Here is a 16,426-nt window from a genome sequence, read left to right as displayed (position 1 = left end):
GCGGCTTACATCAGTTTGGCGGCGGGCTTTGCCGCGGCGGATTGCGCCGGTTTCTGCGCGCCGCCGTTCGGGCCTGCGTTTTCCGAAATGATGCGAGCGATTTCCGCGTCGGCTTCGTCGCCGTATTTGGCGAACACGTTCGTCTGATAGACGGTGTTCTGAGCGTCGCCGAGCTGGCCGCCGTTCTCGTCCTTGATGCTCACGTCGGCTTGCATCGACAGGCCGATACGCAGCGGATGCTTGTCGAGTTCCTGCGGGTCGAGCGCGATACGCACCGGCAGACGCTGCACCACCTTGATCCAGTTGCCGGTCGCGTTCTGCGCGGGCAACAGCGAGAACGCCGAACCCGTGCCCGCCGAGAAACCGACCACCTTGCCGTGATAGACCACCGACGAACCGTACACGTCGGCCGTCAGCTCGACCGGCTGGCCGAGGCGCATGTGCTTGATCTGCACTTCCTTGAAGTTGGCGTCGACCCACACGCCGCCGAGCGGCACGATCGCCATGAGCGGCGTGCCCGGCGAGACGCGCTGGCCGACCTGCACCGAGCGTTTCGCGACGTAGCCCGTGACCGGCGCCGGCAGTGTGTTGCGCGCGTTGTTCAGGTACGCGTCGCGGACCTTGGCGGCGGCGGATTGCACGTTCGGGTGATTCGCGATCGTCGTGTTGGCCGTCAGCGCGCGGTTCGACGCCAGTTGCTGCTGGGCGGCGTCGACGGCGGCTTGCGCGCTCTTCACGGCGTCGCGCGCGTGCGAGATTTCTTCCTGCGACACGGCGCCCGTCTGGGCGACCGTCAGACGGCGCTTGAGGTCGTCCTGGGCGCGCGACAGATCGGCCTGGCGCTGGGCGACTTGCGCCTGGTACTGGTTATCGTCGGCGAAGAGGCCGCGCACCTGGCGCACCGTCTGCGCCAGATTCGCTTCGGCTTGCTGGAGCGCCACGCGGGCGTCCGCCGGGTCGAGCACGACGAGCGGGTCGCCGGCCTTGACCGTTTGCGTGTCGTCCGCGTTCACCGCGACGACCGTGCCGGTGACTTGCGGCGTGATCTGCACGACGTTGCCGTTCACGTAGGCGTCGTCGGTATCTTCGTGAAAGCGCGCCACGAGGAAGTAGTACAGGCCGTAGGCGATCGCGGCGATCAGGATCACGATGACGAGCAGCGTCATCATGCGCTTGCGTTTGCTGCTGTTCGCCGGTTGTGCCGGCTTGGCCGGCTGATTATTAGCCGCGCTCTGCTGGGGGGTGCTCATCGTTGTGCTCCGAGTTCTCTCAAACGTCGTCGTTTATTCAGGTGTTCGTGTGTGGTCCGTTGCGGCCGGTCGGGTGGCGGGTCATTCGCCTGGCCGTCCGCCGTGCGGTCCACTGGACTGTGTGCTTTTTCGGCCGCTTTTTTCTTCGCTTTCTTCTTATTTCGCGGCCGTTGTCGCGGGCGCCGCAGCAGCGGCCGGGGCCGGCGCGTCGGTCGGCACCACGAGGCCGGTTTGCGTCGCGTCGAAACCGCCGCCGAGTGCCTTGATGAGGCCAATCTGCATGTCGCGGCGGCGCATCTTCAGCGTCGTCACCGTCTGTTCGGCGGCGAGGCGATTCTGGTCGGCGGTCAGCACCTGCAATTGCGGCGACAAACCTGCCTTGTAGCGGATCACGGCCAGTTGGTACGCCTTCGTGGACGCGTCGAGCGCGCGTTGGGCGTCGCCCGATTGCCGGTCGATCGAACGGATGGACGACACCTGCGTGGCCACGTCCGACAAGGCATTGACGAGCGTCTGGTTGTAATTCGCCACGTCGAGATCGAAGTCCGCGTAGCGGCCCTTCAGTTGCGAGCGCAGCGCGCCGGCGTCGAAGATAGGCAGGTGAATCGCCGGGCCGAACTGCATTTGACGGCTGCCGGCTTTCAGGAAGCGACCCCAGCCGAACGCGTCGAAGCCGAAACCGGCCGCGAGGTTCACATCCGGGAAAAACTCGGCCTTCGCCTCCTTGACGTCGTGCATGGCCGCTTCGACCTGCCAGCGCGCTGCGACGATATCCGCGCGGCGCGCGACCAGATCGGCCGGCAGATTGTCCGGCAGCGCGACGGTCCCGCCCGTGGTCAGCGCCGGCTGGGCGATCTGCAGGCCGCGATCCGGACCTTTGCCCAGCAACGCGCCCAGCTGATAGCGCACCACCGTGATCTGGCCGTCGAGGTCCGTCAAATTCGACTGGCTCGTCGCGATGTTGCCATTCGCGGTCTGGCGCTCGACATTCGTGTCGAGACCGGCTGTGACGCGGCCATTCGTGATGCGGCCGATATCCTGCCGGTTTGCGATCTCGCGCGCGGCGATGTCGCGCAGCGCGTAAAGCTGGGCAAGCTGGTTATACGTGCTCGCCACCGACGCCGCGAGCGCCACGCGCGCCTGCTGCATGTCGGCCTCGGCGGCCTTTTCCTGCGACACGGCCTGGCCGAGCCGCTGACGGTTCTTGCCCCACAGGTCGAGGTCCCACGACGCGCTCGCGAGCGCGTTGTTCTCGGTATACCAGGTGCCGCCATACGGAGGCGGGTAGAGCGCGTTGCCGGAGAACAGTTCGCGGGTCCACGAATAGCTGCCGTTGACCTTCGGCGAAAGCGCCGAGCGCGAACTCTCGATATACGACGATGCCTTCGCGAGGCGCGCCTGCGCCTGCGCGATCGACGGATTGCCTTCCAGCGCTTGCGCGATCAGCTGCGGCAACTGCGGGTCGCCGAACTGGTTGGCCCAGTCGAGCGATGGCCACTGGCCGCCCTGGCCCGCCAGACTCTGGGTGGACTCGTACTGGCCCGGCGACGCGATCTGCTTGTCGCTCTTGATACCGAAGTAGTTCGCGCACCCCGTGAGGGCGAGCGCTGCCACCGTGGCGGCGACCGCTGCCCGGCTCGAAAGCGCGGACGCGGACAGGGAAAGGGATTTCATCGCTCGACTCTTTGAGTGGAATGTAATGGTGGACGCTGCAAGCAATTTCTCACGACTTATTGTCGGAATTGCTTGCCGCATCACGGGTCAATCCCGAGCATTCGCCCGAATTGATTAGCACGCGACGCAGCATGCTCTTCAGAAAACCCACTTCTTCCGGGGTGAAACCGCTTAAGAGACTATCCAGCACACCGTTGAAAATGGTCGGCATTTTCGCCGCGATGGCATGGCCTTCCGGCGTGAGCGCGAGCCGCACGACGCGCCGGTCTTCGTTGCTGCGCACCCGCGTGAGCAGCCCGCGCTTCTCCAGACGGTCGATGAGGCGCGTGACCGCGCTCGCGTCGATGCCGTATTCCCGGGCCAGTTCGGCCGCCAGCAGGCATTTGCCGCTCGCCACCATGAACAGAATGCTGCCCTGCTGGCTCGTGATGCCCAGCTCCGCCATGCTGCGCTGGGTGATCAGGTTCGACATGGTGGATTTCACGCGCGCGAGCAGATAGCCGACGCTTTCGCCTAGCTGGTACTCGCTGATCTCCGGCGCGGGGGAGGAAGTCGGCTCAGTCATGATTCTCGTGCGAATGCAATGGTTGACTAGGCAGGATTATAAGAACCGGATGATTGACATGGCAAGCGTTATTGCAGCTTAGGCAAGGAATTTTCCGCGCTCAAGAAAGAATCGGACCGTTTTCACGTAGGGTTAGTGGCGATGCGGCATCAGAAAATTGTTGTCGGAGAGGGGGTACGGCGTCGGGCATCAGGGAATACCAGAAAGCGTCACCAGTGCATGCTATAATGTTGGGTTCCCAAAAGTGCGCTTTGGGCTTGTCGTGGTTTTGTCCTCGTATTCCTCTTATTGAAGGATCGGAGGCAGGGGTTCAGCGGCATGAGCAAGCGGCGCACTCAACTGTCTCCAGGTTTCCTATGACTCGCGCCCTACGCAACATCGCCATCATTGCCCACGTCGACCACGGCAAGACCACGCTCGTCGACCAGCTTCTCCGCCAGACCGCCACGTTCCGCGACAACCAGCAGATCGCCGAGCGCGTCATGGACTCGAACGACATCGAAAAAGAACGTGGCATCACGATTCTTTCGAAGAACTGCGCGGTCGAGTATGAAGGCACGCACATCAATATCGTCGACACCCCGGGCCACGCGGACTTCGGCGGTGAAGTGGAGCGCGTGCTGTCCATGGTCGACTCCGTGCTGCTGCTCGTCGACGCCGTCGAAGGCCCGATGCCGCAAACGCGCTTCGTGACCAAGAAGGCGCTGGCGCTCGGCCTGAAGCCGATCGTCGTCGTCAACAAAGTGGACCGTCCGGGCGCGCGGGTGGATTGGGTCATCAACCAGACGTTCGACCTGTTCGACAAGCTCGGCGCGACCGACGAACAGCTCGATTTCCCGATCATTTATGCATCGGGCCTGAACGGCTACGCCGGCCTCACGCCGGACGTGCGCGACGGCGACATGCGTCCGCTGTTCGAAGCCGTGCTCAAGCACGTGCCGGTGCGCGCAGCCGATCCTGAAGGTCCGCTGCAATTGCAGATCACTTCGCTCGACTACTCGTCGTACGTCGGCCGTATCGGCGTGGGTCGCATCACGCGCGGCCGCATCAAGCCGGGCATGGCGGTGGCCGTGCGTTCGGGTCCGGACGGCGCGATCCTGAACCGCAAGATCAACCAGGTGCTGTCGTTCAAGGGTCTGGAGCGCGTGCAGGTCGAGTCGGCTGAAGCCGGCGACATCGTGCTGATCAACGGCATCGAGGAAATCGGCATCGGCGTGACCATTTGCTCGCCGGAAGAGCCGGAAGCGCTGCCCATGATCACGGTCGACGAACCCACGCTGACCATGAACTTCCTCGTCAATTCGTCGCCGCTCGCCGGCCGCGAAGGCAAGTTCGTCACGAGCCGTCAGATCCGTGACCGCCTGATGAAGGAACTGAACCACAACGTCGCACTGCGCGTGAAAGACACCGGCGATGAAACCACGTTCGAAGTCGCGGGCCGCGGCGAACTGCACCTGACCATTCTCGTGGAGAACATGCGTCGGGAAGGCTACGAACTGGCCGTGTCGCGTCCGCGCGTGGTGATGCAGGAAATCGACGGCGTGCGACACGAGCCGTACGAAAACCTGACCGTCGACATGGAAGACACCCACCAGGGCGGCGTGATGGAAGAGCTGGGCCGCCGCAAGGGCGAAATGCTCGACATGGCGTCGGACGGCCGCGGCCGCACGCGTCTCGAGTACCGTATTTCGGCTCGCGGTCTGATCGGCTTCCAGTCGGAATTCCTCACGCTCACGCGAGGCACGGGCCTGATGAGTCACACGTTCGATTCGTATCAGCCGGTCAAGGACGGCTCGATCGGGGAGCGTCGCAACGGGGTGCTGATTTCGCAGGACGACGGCGCGGCAGTCGCTTACGCACTGTGGAAGCTGCAGGATCGCGGCCGCATGTTCGTGTCGCCGGGTGACGCGCTGTATGAAGGCATGATCATCGGCATTCACAGCCGCGACAACGACCTCGTCGTGAACCCGATCAAGGGCAAGCAGCTCACCAACGTGCGCGCCTCGGGCACCGACGAAGCCGTGCGCCTCGTGCCGCCGGTCCAGTTGTCGCTGGAATACGCGGTCGAATTCATCGACGACGACGAACTGGTCGAGGTGACGCCGCAATCCATCCGTCTGCGCAAGCGCTATCTGAAGGAGCACGAGCGCCGCAGCGCGAGCCGTAAGGGCGCGGTGGATTAAGCAGCGCACGCGTTCTCTGCGTTTCCGTTCAGCCGTTTTTTCGGCTGAGAAAAAAGCCACCTCCAGCCACCTTCGGGTGGCTTTTTTCATTTCGTGCGCGCTCAGCGCCTATGAGCAGTTGCCGCCAGTTCGCGGTTTGTGTCCGCGTGTTTGATCCCGTTTATCGCAGAAGACTGTTGCGTGCCGCGAAAATCGTCGCGAAAGCCCGTCGCTGCTGGCTCGGGCGGCAATTCGTCTGCTATCTGGACTATCCGTTCTGTGATATGCTCCCCGGGTGCCAGTTTTAGGTCCTTCCAAGCAAGACTTGATTCGCGCAATCCGCTAAACGGTCAGGCCGTGTCGCGGAAGGTTCTGTAACCCGCTATTTCTCGAGAAACTCGAAGAAAGGTGAGCGTAAAAATGATGAAGCAATTCCAGTCGAACTCTTATTTGTTCGGCGGCAATGCTCCGTACGTAGAAGAAATGTACGAAGCATATCTCGACAATCCGGCGTCAGTGCCCGAGAACTGGCGCAGCTATTTCGATGCGTTGCAGAACGTGCCCGCATCGGACGGCAGCAACGCCAACGACGTGGCTCATGGCCCGATCGTCGAATCGTTTGCGCAACGGGCCAAGGCCAACGCCTTTATCCCGCGCACCGCAACCGGCGGCGAAGACCTCGCTACCGCGCGCAAGCAGGTTTATGTGCAGTCTCTCATCGGCGCATATCGCTTCCTCGGCTCGCAATGGGCCAATCTCGATCCTCTGAAGCGCCGCGAACGTCCCGCTATTCCCGAACTCGAACCCGCGTTCTACGACTTCACCGAAGCCGACATGGACCAGGAGTACAGTGCGACGAATCTGTATTTCGGATTCGAGCGCGCGTCGCTACGCGAGATCGTGAAGGCCTTGCGCGACACGTACTGCGGCACGATCGGCGCCGAGTACATGTACATCAGCGATCCGGAACAGAAGCGCTGGTGGAAAGAAAAGCTGGAGTCGATCCGCTCCACGCCGAATTTCTCGAACGAGAAGAAAAAGCACATCCTGAACCGCCTGACGGCCGCTGAAGGCCTCGAGCGCTTCCTCCACACCAAGTACGTCGGCCAGAAGCGCTTCTCGCTGGAAGGCGGCGAAAGCTTCATCGCGTCGATGGACGAAGTCGTGCGTCACGGCGGCGCGAACGGCGTGCAGGAAATCGTCATCGGCATGGCTCACCGTGGACGTCTGAACGTGCTGGTCAATACGCTCGGCAAGATGCCGGCTGACCTGTTCGCCGAATTCGAAGGCAAGCACGTCGATGACCTGCCGGCTGGCGACGTGAAGTACCACAAGGGTTTCTCGTCGGACGTCTCGACCGAAGGCGGCCCGGTTCACCTGTCACTCGCGTTCAACCCGTCGCACCTCGAAATCGTCAACCCGGTGGTCGAAGGTTCGGCGAAGGCCCGTATGGACCGTCGCGGCGACGACACCGGCCTGCAAGTGCTGCCGGTGCAGATCCACGGCGACGCGGCTTTTGCCGGCCAGGGCGTCGTGATGGAAACGCTGAACCTCGCGCAAACGCGCGGTTACGGCACGCACGGCACGCTGCACATCGTCATCAACAACCAGATCGGCTTCACGACGTCGGATCCGCGCGACTCGCGCTCCACGTTGTACTGCTCCGACGTCGTCAAGATGATCGAAGCGCCGGTGCTGCACGTGAACGGCGATGATCCGGAAGCCGTCGTTCTGGCCACGCAACTGGCCATCGACTTCCGGATGCAGTTCCACAAGGACGTCGTCGTCGACATCGTCTGCTTCCGTAAGCTGGGCCACAACGAGCAGGACACGCCGGCGGTCACGCAGCCGCTGATGTACAAGACGATCGCCAAGCACCCCGGCACGCGCGCGCTGTACGCGGAAAAGCTGGTGCAGCAAGGCGTCATCACCGCGGAACAGGGCGAGGAATTCGTCAAGGCATACCGCAAGGCGATGGACGAAGGCCATCACACGGTCGACCCGGTGCTCTCGAACTACAAGAGCAAGTACGCGGTGGACTGGGTGCCGTTCCTGAACCGCAAGTGGACCGACGCAGCCGACACGGCCGTGCCGCTCGCGGAACTCAAGCGCCTCGCCGAGCGCATCACCACGATCCCGGAAAACTTCAAGGTTCACCCGCTCGTCGAGCGCGTGATCAACGACCGTCGCGCCATGGGCCGTGGCGAAGCGAAGCTCGACTGGGGCATGGGCGAACACCTCGCGTTCGCGTCGCTGGTGGCATCGGGCTACGCTGTGCGCCTGACCGGCCAGGACTCGGGCCGCGGCACGTTCACGCACCGTCACGCGGTGCTGCACGACCAGAACCGCGAGCGCTGGAACGACGGCACGTACGTGCCGCTGCAGAACATCGCCGAAGGTCAGGCGAAGTTCACGGTGATCGACTCGGTGCTGTCGGAAGAAGCGGTGCTCGGCTTCGAATACGGTTACTCGACCGCTGAGCCGAACACGTTCGTCGCGTGGGAAGCGCAGTTCGGCGACTTCGTGAACGGCGCGCAAGTCGTGATCGACCAGTTCATCTCGTCGGGCGAAGTAAAGTGGGGCCGCGTCTCGGGCCTGACCATGATGCTGCCGCACGGCTACGAAGGCCAGGGTCCGGAGCACTCGTCGGCGCGTATCGAGCGTTTCCTGCAGCTGTGCGCGGACCACAACATGCAGGTCGTTCAGCCGACCACGCCGGCGCAGATTTTCCACCTGTTGCGCCGTCAGATGATCCGGCTGTTCCGCAAGCCGCTGATCGTCGCCACGCCGAAATCGCTGCTGCGCCACAAGGAAGCCGTGTCGGATCTGTCGGAACTGGCGAAGGGTTCGTTCCAGCCGGTGCTCGGCGAAGTGGACGAAGCCATCGACGCGAAGAAGGTCAAGCGCGTGCTGGCGTGCTCGGGCCGCGTGTACTACGACCTCGTCGCGCATCGCCGCGAAGCGAAGGCGAACGACGTCGCGATCGTCCGTATCGAACAGCTGTATCCGTTCGCGCACAAGCAGTTCGAAGCTGAACTGAAGAAATACGACAACGCGACGGAAGTGGTCTGGGTGCAGGACGAGCCGCAGAATCAGGGCCCGTGGTTCTACATCGAGCACCATCTGAAGGAAGGCATGAAGGAAGGACAGAAGCTGGCATACAGCGGCCGTCCGGCTTCGGCTTCGCCGGCAGTCGGCTACTACGCGAAGCACTACGAGCAGCAGAAGGCGCTGGTCGAAGGCGCTTTTGGCCGCCTCAAGAGCGCGTCGATCGCTAAATAAGAGAACAGGCGAACCGGGAAAGCGCAGCGCGCTTCCCGTGCCGCGTTCTGCGACCGGTAAAGGTGCAGACGCGGCACGCAGGGTTCGCAGGCGGTCGTCGTTCACCGCGCCGTCACCCGATACGTATTCAGGATATTCATAATGGCTATTGTTGAAGTCAAGGTTCCCCAGCTGTCCGAGTCGGTCTCGGAAGCCACCATGCTGCAGTGGAAGAAGAAGCCCGGCGAGGCTGTTGCTCAAGACGAAATTCTCATCGAAATCGAGACCGACAAGGTCGTGCTCGAAGTGCCGGCACCCTCGGCCGGCGTGCTCGCGCAAGTCATCGCGAATGACGGCGACACCGTCACGGCCGATCAGGTGATCGCCAAGATCGACACGGAAGGCACCGCTGGTGCCGCTGCTGTCGAAGCCGAAGTGAAGCCCGCGCCCGTCGCCGCTCCGGCGCCGGCCGCTGCACCGGCCGCACAAGCTGCATCCGCAACGGGTGCGAACACCGCTGCTTCGCCGGCTGCCGGCAAGCTGATGGCGGAGAAGGGCCTGGCGTCGGGCGACGTCGCCGGCACGGGCCGCGACGGCCGCATCACCAAGGGCGACGTGCTGACCGCCGGCGCGCCCGCCGCGAAGGCCGCACCGGCACCGGCCGCTGCGCCGAAGGCCGCTAAGCCGTCGCTGCCGGACGTCAAGGCGCCGGCATCGGCTGACCAGTGGCTGAAGGACCGCCCGGAACAGCGCGTGCCGATGTCGCGTCTGCGCGCGCGTATCGCCGAGCGTCTGCTCGAGTCGCAGCAAACCAACGCCATCCTGACCACGTTCAACGAAGTGAACATGGCGCCGGTGATGGACCTGCGTAACAAGTACAAGGACAAGTTCGAAAAGGAACATGGCGTGAAGCTCGGCTTCATGTCGTTCTTCGTGAAGGCGGCTGTTCACGCGCTGAAGAAGTTCCCGCTGGTGAACGCGTCGATCGACGGTAACGACATCGTCTATCACGGCTATTTCGATATCGGTATCGCTGTCGGTTCGCCGCGTGGTCTGGTGGTGCCGATTTTGCGCAATGCCGATCAGCTGAGCCTTGCCGAGATCGAGAAGAAGATTGCCGAATTCGGCCAGAAGGCGAAAGACGGCAAGCTGTCGATCGACGAAATGACGGGCGGCACGTTCTCGATCTCGAACGGTGGTGTGTTCGGTTCGATGCTGTCCACGCCGATCATCAACCCGCCGCAATCCGCGATTCTCGGCGTGCACGCCACCAAGGAACGCGCCGTGGTCGAGAACGGCCAGATCGTGATCCGCCCGATGAACTACCTGGCGCTGTCGTACGACCATCGGATCATCGACGGCCGCGAAGCGGTGTTGTCCCTGGTCGCCATGAAGGACGCGCTGGAAGATCCGGCACGCCTGCTGCTCGACCTGTAATTCTCATCACGGGCGCCGGCTTGTCATTGGGCAAGCCGGCGTCATCTGAGCAGTACGTCTTTTGCATTCCGCAGTACAGGAACCGCGCGCCACGAAACGTGGCGGCGCCGTTCCGTCATCAAAAGGATTGTCATGTCCAAAGAATTTGACGTCGTCGTGATCGGCGCGGGCCCTGGCGGTTATATCGCCGCCATCCGCGCAGCGCAGCTCGGCAAGACCGTCGCATGTATCGAAAAATGGAAGAACCCGGCTGGTGCGCTGAAGCTCGGCGGCACGTGCCTGAACGTGGGTTGCATTCCGTCGAAGGCGCTGCTCGCCTCGTCGGAAGAATTTGAAAACGCGTCGCATCACCTCGCCGACCACGGCATTTCCGTGGAAAACGTGAAGGTCGACATCTCGAAGATGATGGCCCGCAAGGACGGCATCGTCGAGAAAATGACGAAGGGCATCGAATTCCTGTTCCGCAAGAACAAGATCACGTGGCTCAAGGGCCACGGCAAGTTCGCCGGCAAGACGGACGCCGGCGTGCAGATCGAAGTGAGCGGTGAAGGCGAGGGTGGTGCAAGCAGCGAAGTCGTCACGGCAAAGAACGTGATCATCGCGACGGGTTCGAAGGCGCGTCATCTGCCGAACATTCCGGTCGACAACAAGATCGTCGCCGACAACGAAGGCGCCCTCGCTTTCGACACCGCACCGAAGAAGCTGGCCGTGATCGGCGCAGGCGTGATCGGTCTGGAGCTGGGCTCGGTGTGGCGCCGTCTGGGCGCGGAAGTGACCGTGCTCGAAGCGCTGCCGGAATTCCTCGGCGCGGCTGACCCGGCGCTCGCGAAAGAAGCGGCCAAGCAGTTCAAGAAGCAGGGCCTCGACATTCACGTCGGCGTGAAGGTCGGCGAAGTGACGACCACGGAAAACAGCGTCACGATCAACTACACGGACAAGGACGGCAACGCGCAGAAGCTCGAAGCGGACCGCCTGATCGTGTCGATCGGCCGCGTGCCGAACACCGACAACCTCGGTCTCGAAGCGATCGGCCTGAAGGCTAACGAGCGCGGCTTCATCGACGTGGACGATCACTGCGCGACGGCCGTGCCGAACGTGTATGCAATCGGCGACGTGGTGCGCGGCCCGATGCTCGCGCACAAGGCTGAAGACGAAGGCGTGCTGGTCGCCGAGATCATCGACGGTCAGAAGCCGCATATCGACTACAACTGCGTTCCGTGGGTGATCTACACCGAGCCGGAAATCGCGTGGGTCGGCAAGACCGAGCAGCAACTGAAGGCGGAAGGCCGCGAGATCAAGTCGGGCCAGTTCCCGTTCATGGCCAACGGCCGTGCGCTCGGCATCAACAAGGCGGACGGTTTCGTCAAGATGATCGCCGACGCGAAGACCGACGAACTGCTCGGCGTGCACATCATTGCGGCGAACGCGTCGGACCTGATCGCGGAAGCCGTGGTGGCAATGGAATTCAAGGCGGCGTCGGAAGACATCGGCCGCATTTGCCATCCGCACCCGTCGCTGTCGGAAGTCATGCGCGAAGCGGCACTCGCCGTGGACAAGCGCGCGCTGAACATGTAATCACGCGCGCGCCTGACTGAACGCAGCTTCGGCAATTCTGGCATCACAAGGCGGGCGGGTTGATTCCCTCCCGCCTTTCTTTTTGCAGCAACACAATGAACGTCACCGAATACTACGAAAAAGAACTGCAGACGCGGGGCTATCAATCCGATCCGGCGCAGCGCGCGGCGGTCGACCGTTTGCAGCGGTGCTATGAAGAGTGGGTCGAGTACAAATCGCGCCGCTCGAATGCGTTCAAGAAGCTGATCAATCGGCCGGACCTGCCGCGCGGCGTGTACATGTGGGGCGGCGTAGGGCGCGGCAAGAGCTTCCTGATGGACAGCTTCTACATGATCGTGCCGGTGCAGCGCAAAACGCGGCTGCATTTTCACGAGTTCATGCGCGAGGTGCATCGCGAACTGGAAGAACTGAAGGGCACCGCCGATCCGCTCGACGAACTCGCGCGCCGCATTGCGAAGCGCTACCGGCTGATCTGTTTCGACGAATTCCACGTGTCGGACATTGCCGACGCGATGATCCTGTACCGCCTGCTCGACAAGCTGTTCGAAAACGGCGTGCAGTTCGTGATGACGTCCAACTACGATCCCGACACGCTGTATCCGGACGGCCTGCACCGCGACCGCATGCTGCCGGCCATCGAACTGATCAAGTCGAAGCTCGACGTGATCAACGTGGACGCGGGCATCGACTACCGTCAACGCACGCTGGCGCAGGTCGAGGTGTATCACACGCCGCTGGGCGCGGCCGCCGACAAGGCGTTGCGCGCCGCGTTCGCGAGTCTCGCCGCCGTGCCCGACGAAAGCCCGATCCTGCATATCGAAAAGCGCGAGTTGAAGGCGCTGCGCCGCGCGGACGGCGTCGTGTGGTTCGATTTCGCGACGCTATGCGGCGGCCCGCGCTCGCAAAACGATTACCTCGAACTCGCGAGCCGCTTCCATGCGGTGATCCTGTCCGCCGTGCCGCAGATGTCGGCGCGCATGGCGTCGGAAGCGCGCCGCTTTACGTGGCTGATCGACGTGTTCTACGACCACAAGGTGAAACTGCTGATGTCGGCCGCGGTCCCGCCTGAGCAGCTTTACGTGGACGGCCCGATGGCCAACGAATTCACGCGCACGGTGTCGCGTATCGTCGAAATGCAGTCGAAAGAGTATCTGGATGCGCCGCGCCGGATCGTCGATACGTCGCTCACATGAGCGGGCGCCGATGACCGCATGAACGGGCTCGCCTGAAACGCCGGCGATGCTTTCGCGATAGCTCACGCGGCCTCGGCCGTTCGGCCAAGGTCGCGACGCGTATTTTCAAGATTCGGATTGCTCCGATGTTTTGGCTTTGGGTGACTGGCTATCTTTGTCGGGTATCTGACAAAGGAGAAATCATGAACCCCTACCGTGACATCAACGACGAAGAATGGCAACGCATCGCCCCCTTGTTGCCCGAACTGCGTCCGCGCTCGGAATTGCGCGGCCGCCCGCTTGCCAACACGCGTTCCGTTCTCAACGGCGTGTTGTGGGTGATGTACAGCGGCGCCACGTGGTCGGCCATGCCGCGCAAATACCCGTCGTATCAAACGTGTCATCGCCGCTTCAAGGCCTGGTACGAATCCGGCGTGCTCAAGCGCGTAACGGAGCAACTGTTCGGCACGGCGAGCGAAGCACTTTGCGCGACCATGGAAGCTCGCATGCGCACCCACGTGAGCGCGGAACAACGAAGCGCCGCCGCGGCGGAAAAGGCACCGGCTGCGTTAGCGCCCGCGGTGTACAGTCCGGGGCCGCACAAACCCTTGCCGTCGTCGCCGTTTGCATTCACGTCGCCTTTCAAACACGCTGCATGACGACACAAATCAGGCGCGATTCCGCAGAAAAAACGGCCGAACGATCATGTCGTCAGCCGTTTCTTTTTCGGTGGCGCTCAGTGCCGCGAGTGCGCCTGAATGCGTCTGCGCGCTATTGCTGGCGCACCCACGTTTGCGAGCGGCCCAGCAGCGAAACGCCAATGTAGCCGCGCACCACCAGCTTGTTTCCGTCGTCTTCCAGGTGCATCTTGCACTTGTACACCTTGCCGTTTTCGGGATCGAGAATCTGTCCATGATCCCAGGCGTCGCCGTCCTTTTTCATATCGTTGATGATCGTCATGCCGAGAATCGGCTGGTCCTTGCGCGCGTCGGTGCAGGCGGTGCAGCGGCGATCCGGCTGATCGTTCGGCCCCAGGCCCTTGATCACTTTGCCGCTGAGCGCGCCGCTGCCGTCGTCGGCGATCTGGACGAGCGCCTTGGGCTGGCCGGTATGATCGTCGATGGTTTGCCAGGTGCCGACCGGCGAGCCCGTTTGGGCCATGGCGGTAACGGCGCCGGCGAGCAGAACGCCGGCAAGCGCCGCATGTTTCGCTGTGCGAAGCGCGATGGCGCAGGCGCGTTGGGTGAACTGAATCATTGTCTTCCTCCTTGATAAAAGACGGCGCGATCGTGGTCGCGCAGCGTTATTGACATCGCCGGGTCGCAAGACCCGTGATGCCGCGTGATGCCTTCAGGTTCTCCATTCGCGCGGGCCCGCACCCGGCTCGCGGCTCTTGTCCGGCCGCGTCGTATCGTCAGCGCAGAATACGTGAAGTGCGCGTGAATGTGCGCGCACCGATTGATAGTGGACCCTCTAATCAGCCCGCGGCACTTTCGCGATCAATTGAGCTGGTACGAGAACGTTGCGTTGATGCGCGGACTGCGCGACGCGCTTTCGACCGGTGCATCGCCGATCGCTTTGGCAATCGACACATCCAGGCTGTAATACTTTGCGTCGCTGATGCGAAAGCCGAATGCAATCGACGAAAGCCGCGACGGCGAGGGCGTTCCCGCATGCAGATAGACGCGCGCCGCATCGATCGACACGTACGGCGTGAACGCGCGCAGATATGTGAAGCCGGGCGTGAACGGACGATTGATCTCGAACATCGCGCCCCAGCCCGAATCGCCGGATGCCTCGCCCGGCCGATAACCCTGTGCGAAACGCTGCGCGCCGAACGAGATCTGTTCCGACGTCGGCAGCGAGACCGCGCTGTACTGTCCGGTCAGCGAAATGGCCGTGCCGATCTTCAATGGCCACTCGTTGGTCTGCGAAAAGCTTGCGCCGGTGCGCACGAAGTTGATGGACGCCGGATTGCCGACGATCGCGCCGGGCACGTTCGAATCGCCGGATTTCGAGGCGCCCAGAATATCGAACGCCTTGGCCACATTGAGGCTGGCGCGGCGCACCTGACCGGTTTCCACGCTCGTGTAGTCGGCCTGCAATTGCATCACGCGCACTTGCGAGCGCAAGCCGATCTGCGCGCCGGTTTGCTGGTTGTGATAGCGGTCTTCGTCGTGCGACGCATACACCGAAGCCGTGCCGATCACGCTCTGCGTGTTGCTCAACAGAATCGGGTAGGCGAGCGAGCCGACAATCCTGTCGTTGATGACCGTGCGTTCCACGTACGACGGCAAGCCCGGATTGTTGACCGGATTGCCGCGATAGTGCGAGGCGTCGATCTTCGACATCAGGCCGTTGCTGCCGAGCGGCACCGTGGCATGCGCGGCGAGATACGTGACATTGTCGCGGCCCTTCGGCAGGAGCGCCGACACGCTGAGTTGCTCGCCGAGCGCCGTGAGGCCGTTCTCGGTCGCGCTCAGCAAGCCTTGCACGCCGGGATGATTGAAGTCGATGCCGGTGCTCACGTCGAACGCCTTGCGCTCCACGTTGAGTTCGAGCGTGGTCGCGCCGTCGGTGTTTTGCGGCGGCGGCACGTTCGCCGCGACTTTGACGCCGGGCAGCAGACCCAGCACGTTGATATAGCGCTCGAAAGTGGCGCGCCGCAACGGCCTGTCGGCGGTGATGTGAGCGGCGATCGCGCGAATTCTGTCTTCCACGGCGCCGGCCTTGCCCGTGATCTTCACCGCGGACACATAGCCTTCCACCACCGTCACGCGCACCACGCCGTCCTCGAAAGTCTGCGCCGGAATGAACGCGAACGAGAGGGCGAAGCCGCGCGCCTGATAGAGCTTCGTCACGCCGTTGGCCACCTCGATCAGATCGCCGATCGTCGTGTCCTTGCCGACGAGCGGGGTGAAACGCCGCGCGACCTCGTCGAAGGGAATGGACTTCACGCCTTCCACCTGCACGCGAGTGGGCGTCAGGTGTCGCGCGAGCAGTGCCTGAAGCTGCGGCGCTTGCGGCGCGACCTGCACCGTGACGCTGGGCCCTTTGTCGGGCGCCTTGATTTGCGGCAGGGCGTCGAGCGGATTTCCACCGACCGCCGCGCCGCCAGGGCGCGACTGCGCATGCGCTTGCGGTTGCAGGGTGCTCGCCGCGAGCGCCGCGAGCACGATGGTCCATGCGCTGCCGTACCCGAATTTCATCGGATTTGTCCTCGTATGCCGTATTTTTTACGAGCGTCCGGGCGGCCTTGTCTTGCCGTCAGGCCGCGCTCGCTTATGTGTGTGGCTGGGGCGTATTGCCGTCCCACCATGTATTACGTCA

The 16,426-nt window shown here is 63.0% G+C and carries 11 protein-coding genes; 6 read left to right on the top strand and 5 right to left on the bottom strand.

Going from position 1 to position 16,426, the window contains the following annotated elements; translation table 11 throughout:
• Window positions 1-5: 5 nt before the first annotated feature.
• The 3 genes from VOM14_RS08440 to VOM14_RS08430 form a co-directional block, all read right to left on the bottom strand.
• On the bottom strand, window positions 6-1,250 hold the full coding sequence (locus tag VOM14_RS08440) for an EmrA/EmrK family multidrug efflux transporter periplasmic adaptor subunit (RefSeq protein ID WP_327628274.1): 1,245 nt from the start codon (window positions 1,248-1,250) through the stop codon (window positions 6-8).
• A 156-nt stretch (window positions 1,251-1,406) separates the two neighbouring features.
• Window positions 1,407-2,924: an efflux transporter outer membrane subunit gene (locus tag VOM14_RS08435; protein WP_327628273.1), complete on the bottom strand. Its 1,518-nt coding sequence runs from the start codon at window positions 2,922-2,924 to the stop codon at window positions 1,407-1,409.
• 49 nt (window positions 2,925-2,973) lie between these two features.
• Window positions 2,974-3,489: a MarR family winged helix-turn-helix transcriptional regulator gene (locus VOM14_RS08430; protein WP_327628272.1), complete on the bottom strand. Its 516-nt coding sequence runs from the start codon at window positions 3,487-3,489 to the stop codon at window positions 2,974-2,976.
• A gap of 356 nt (window positions 3,490-3,845) precedes the next feature.
• On the opposite strand from VOM14_RS08430, the gene typA reads away from it, so the two are divergent.
• The 6 genes from typA (at window position 3,846) to VOM14_RS08400 (ending at window position 13,755) form a co-directional block, all read left to right on the top strand.
• Window positions 3,846-5,672: a translational GTPase TypA gene (gene typA / locus VOM14_RS08425; RefSeq protein ID WP_327628271.1), complete on the top strand. Its 1,827-nt coding sequence runs from the start codon at window positions 3,846-3,848 to the stop codon at window positions 5,670-5,672.
• Between the two features lie 399 nt (window positions 5,673-6,071).
• A complete protein-coding gene (locus VOM14_RS08420) occupies window positions 6,072-8,933 on the top strand; it encodes a 2-oxoglutarate dehydrogenase E1 component (RefSeq protein WP_327628270.1) in 2,862 nt (953 codons plus the stop codon).
• Between the two features lie 141 nt (window positions 8,934-9,074).
• Entirely contained in the window at window positions 9,075-10,349 is a 1,275-nt protein-coding gene (odhB, locus tag VOM14_RS08415) for a 2-oxoglutarate dehydrogenase complex dihydrolipoyllysine-residue succinyltransferase (protein WP_327628269.1), read from the top strand.
• Window positions 10,350-10,481: 132 nt separating this feature from the next.
• Window positions 10,482-11,924 carry a dihydrolipoyl dehydrogenase gene (gene lpdA / locus VOM14_RS08410; protein WP_327628268.1) on the top strand — a complete coding sequence of 481 codons (1,443 nt, stop codon included), beginning with the start codon at window positions 10,482-10,484 and terminating at the stop codon, window positions 11,922-11,924.
• A gap of 95 nt (window positions 11,925-12,019) precedes the next feature.
• Window positions 12,020-13,117 carry a cell division protein ZapE gene (gene zapE, locus VOM14_RS08405; RefSeq protein ID WP_327628267.1) on the top strand — a complete coding sequence of 366 codons (1,098 nt, stop codon included), beginning with the start codon at window positions 12,020-12,022 and terminating at the stop codon, window positions 13,115-13,117.
• A 182-nt stretch (window positions 13,118-13,299) separates the two neighbouring features.
• The gene (locus tag VOM14_RS08400) at window positions 13,300-13,755 is read left to right on the top strand and encodes a transposase (RefSeq protein ID WP_327628266.1); all 456 of its coding nucleotides are present in this window, start codon (window positions 13,300-13,302) and stop codon (window positions 13,753-13,755) included.
• Between the two features lie 112 nt (window positions 13,756-13,867).
• On the opposite strand, the gene VOM14_RS08395 is transcribed toward VOM14_RS08400, so the two are convergent.
• Entirely contained in the window at window positions 13,868-14,353 is a 486-nt protein-coding gene (locus VOM14_RS08395) for a DUF2147 domain-containing protein (protein WP_327628265.1), read from the bottom strand.
• 242 nt (window positions 14,354-14,595) lie between these two features.
• Window positions 14,596-16,305 carry a ShlB/FhaC/HecB family hemolysin secretion/activation protein gene (locus VOM14_RS08390; RefSeq protein WP_327628264.1) on the bottom strand — a complete coding sequence of 570 codons (1,710 nt, stop codon included), beginning with the start codon at window positions 16,303-16,305 and terminating at the stop codon, window positions 14,596-14,598.
• Window positions 16,306-16,426: the final 121 nt, after the last annotated feature.

Source organism: Paraburkholderia sp. MPAMCS5 (genome assembly GCF_036016995.1).
Classification (GTDB): domain Bacteria; phylum Pseudomonadota; class Gammaproteobacteria; order Burkholderiales; family Burkholderiaceae; genus Paraburkholderia.
The sequence above is the reverse complement of the archived record's forward strand: the minus strand, read 5'-3'. Positions and strand labels throughout refer to the sequence as shown.

Coding starts and splice junctions, on each gene's coding strand:
- zapE (WP_327628267.1), top strand. CDS start 12,020: ATGAACGTCACCGAATACTACGAAAAAGAACTGCAGACGCGGGGCTAT.
- VOM14_RS08440 (WP_327628274.1), bottom strand. CDS start 1,250: ATGAGCACCCCCCAGCAGAGCGCGGCTAATAATCAGCCGGCCAAGCCG.
- VOM14_RS08435 (WP_327628273.1), bottom strand. CDS start 2,924: ATGAAATCCCTTTCCCTGTCCGCGTCCGCGCTTTCGAGCCGGGCAGCG.
- VOM14_RS08420 (WP_327628270.1), top strand. CDS start 6,072: ATGATGAAGCAATTCCAGTCGAACTCTTATTTGTTCGGCGGCAATGCT.
- VOM14_RS08400 (WP_327628266.1), top strand. CDS start 13,300: ATGAACCCCTACCGTGACATCAACGACGAAGAATGGCAACGCATCGCC.
- VOM14_RS08430 (WP_327628272.1), bottom strand. CDS start 3,489: ATGACTGAGCCGACTTCCTCCCCCGCGCCGGAGATCAGCGAGTACCAG.
- VOM14_RS08395 (WP_327628265.1), bottom strand. CDS start 14,353: ATGATTCAGTTCACCCAACGCGCCTGCGCCATCGCGCTTCGCACAGCG.
- VOM14_RS08390 (WP_327628264.1), bottom strand. CDS start 16,305: ATGAAATTCGGGTACGGCAGCGCATGGACCATCGTGCTCGCGGCGCTC.
- odhB (WP_327628269.1), top strand. CDS start 9,075: ATGGCTATTGTTGAAGTCAAGGTTCCCCAGCTGTCCGAGTCGGTCTCG.
- typA (WP_327628271.1), top strand. CDS start 3,846: ATGACTCGCGCCCTACGCAACATCGCCATCATTGCCCACGTCGACCAC.
- lpdA (WP_327628268.1), top strand. CDS start 10,482: ATGTCCAAAGAATTTGACGTCGTCGTGATCGGCGCGGGCCCTGGCGGT.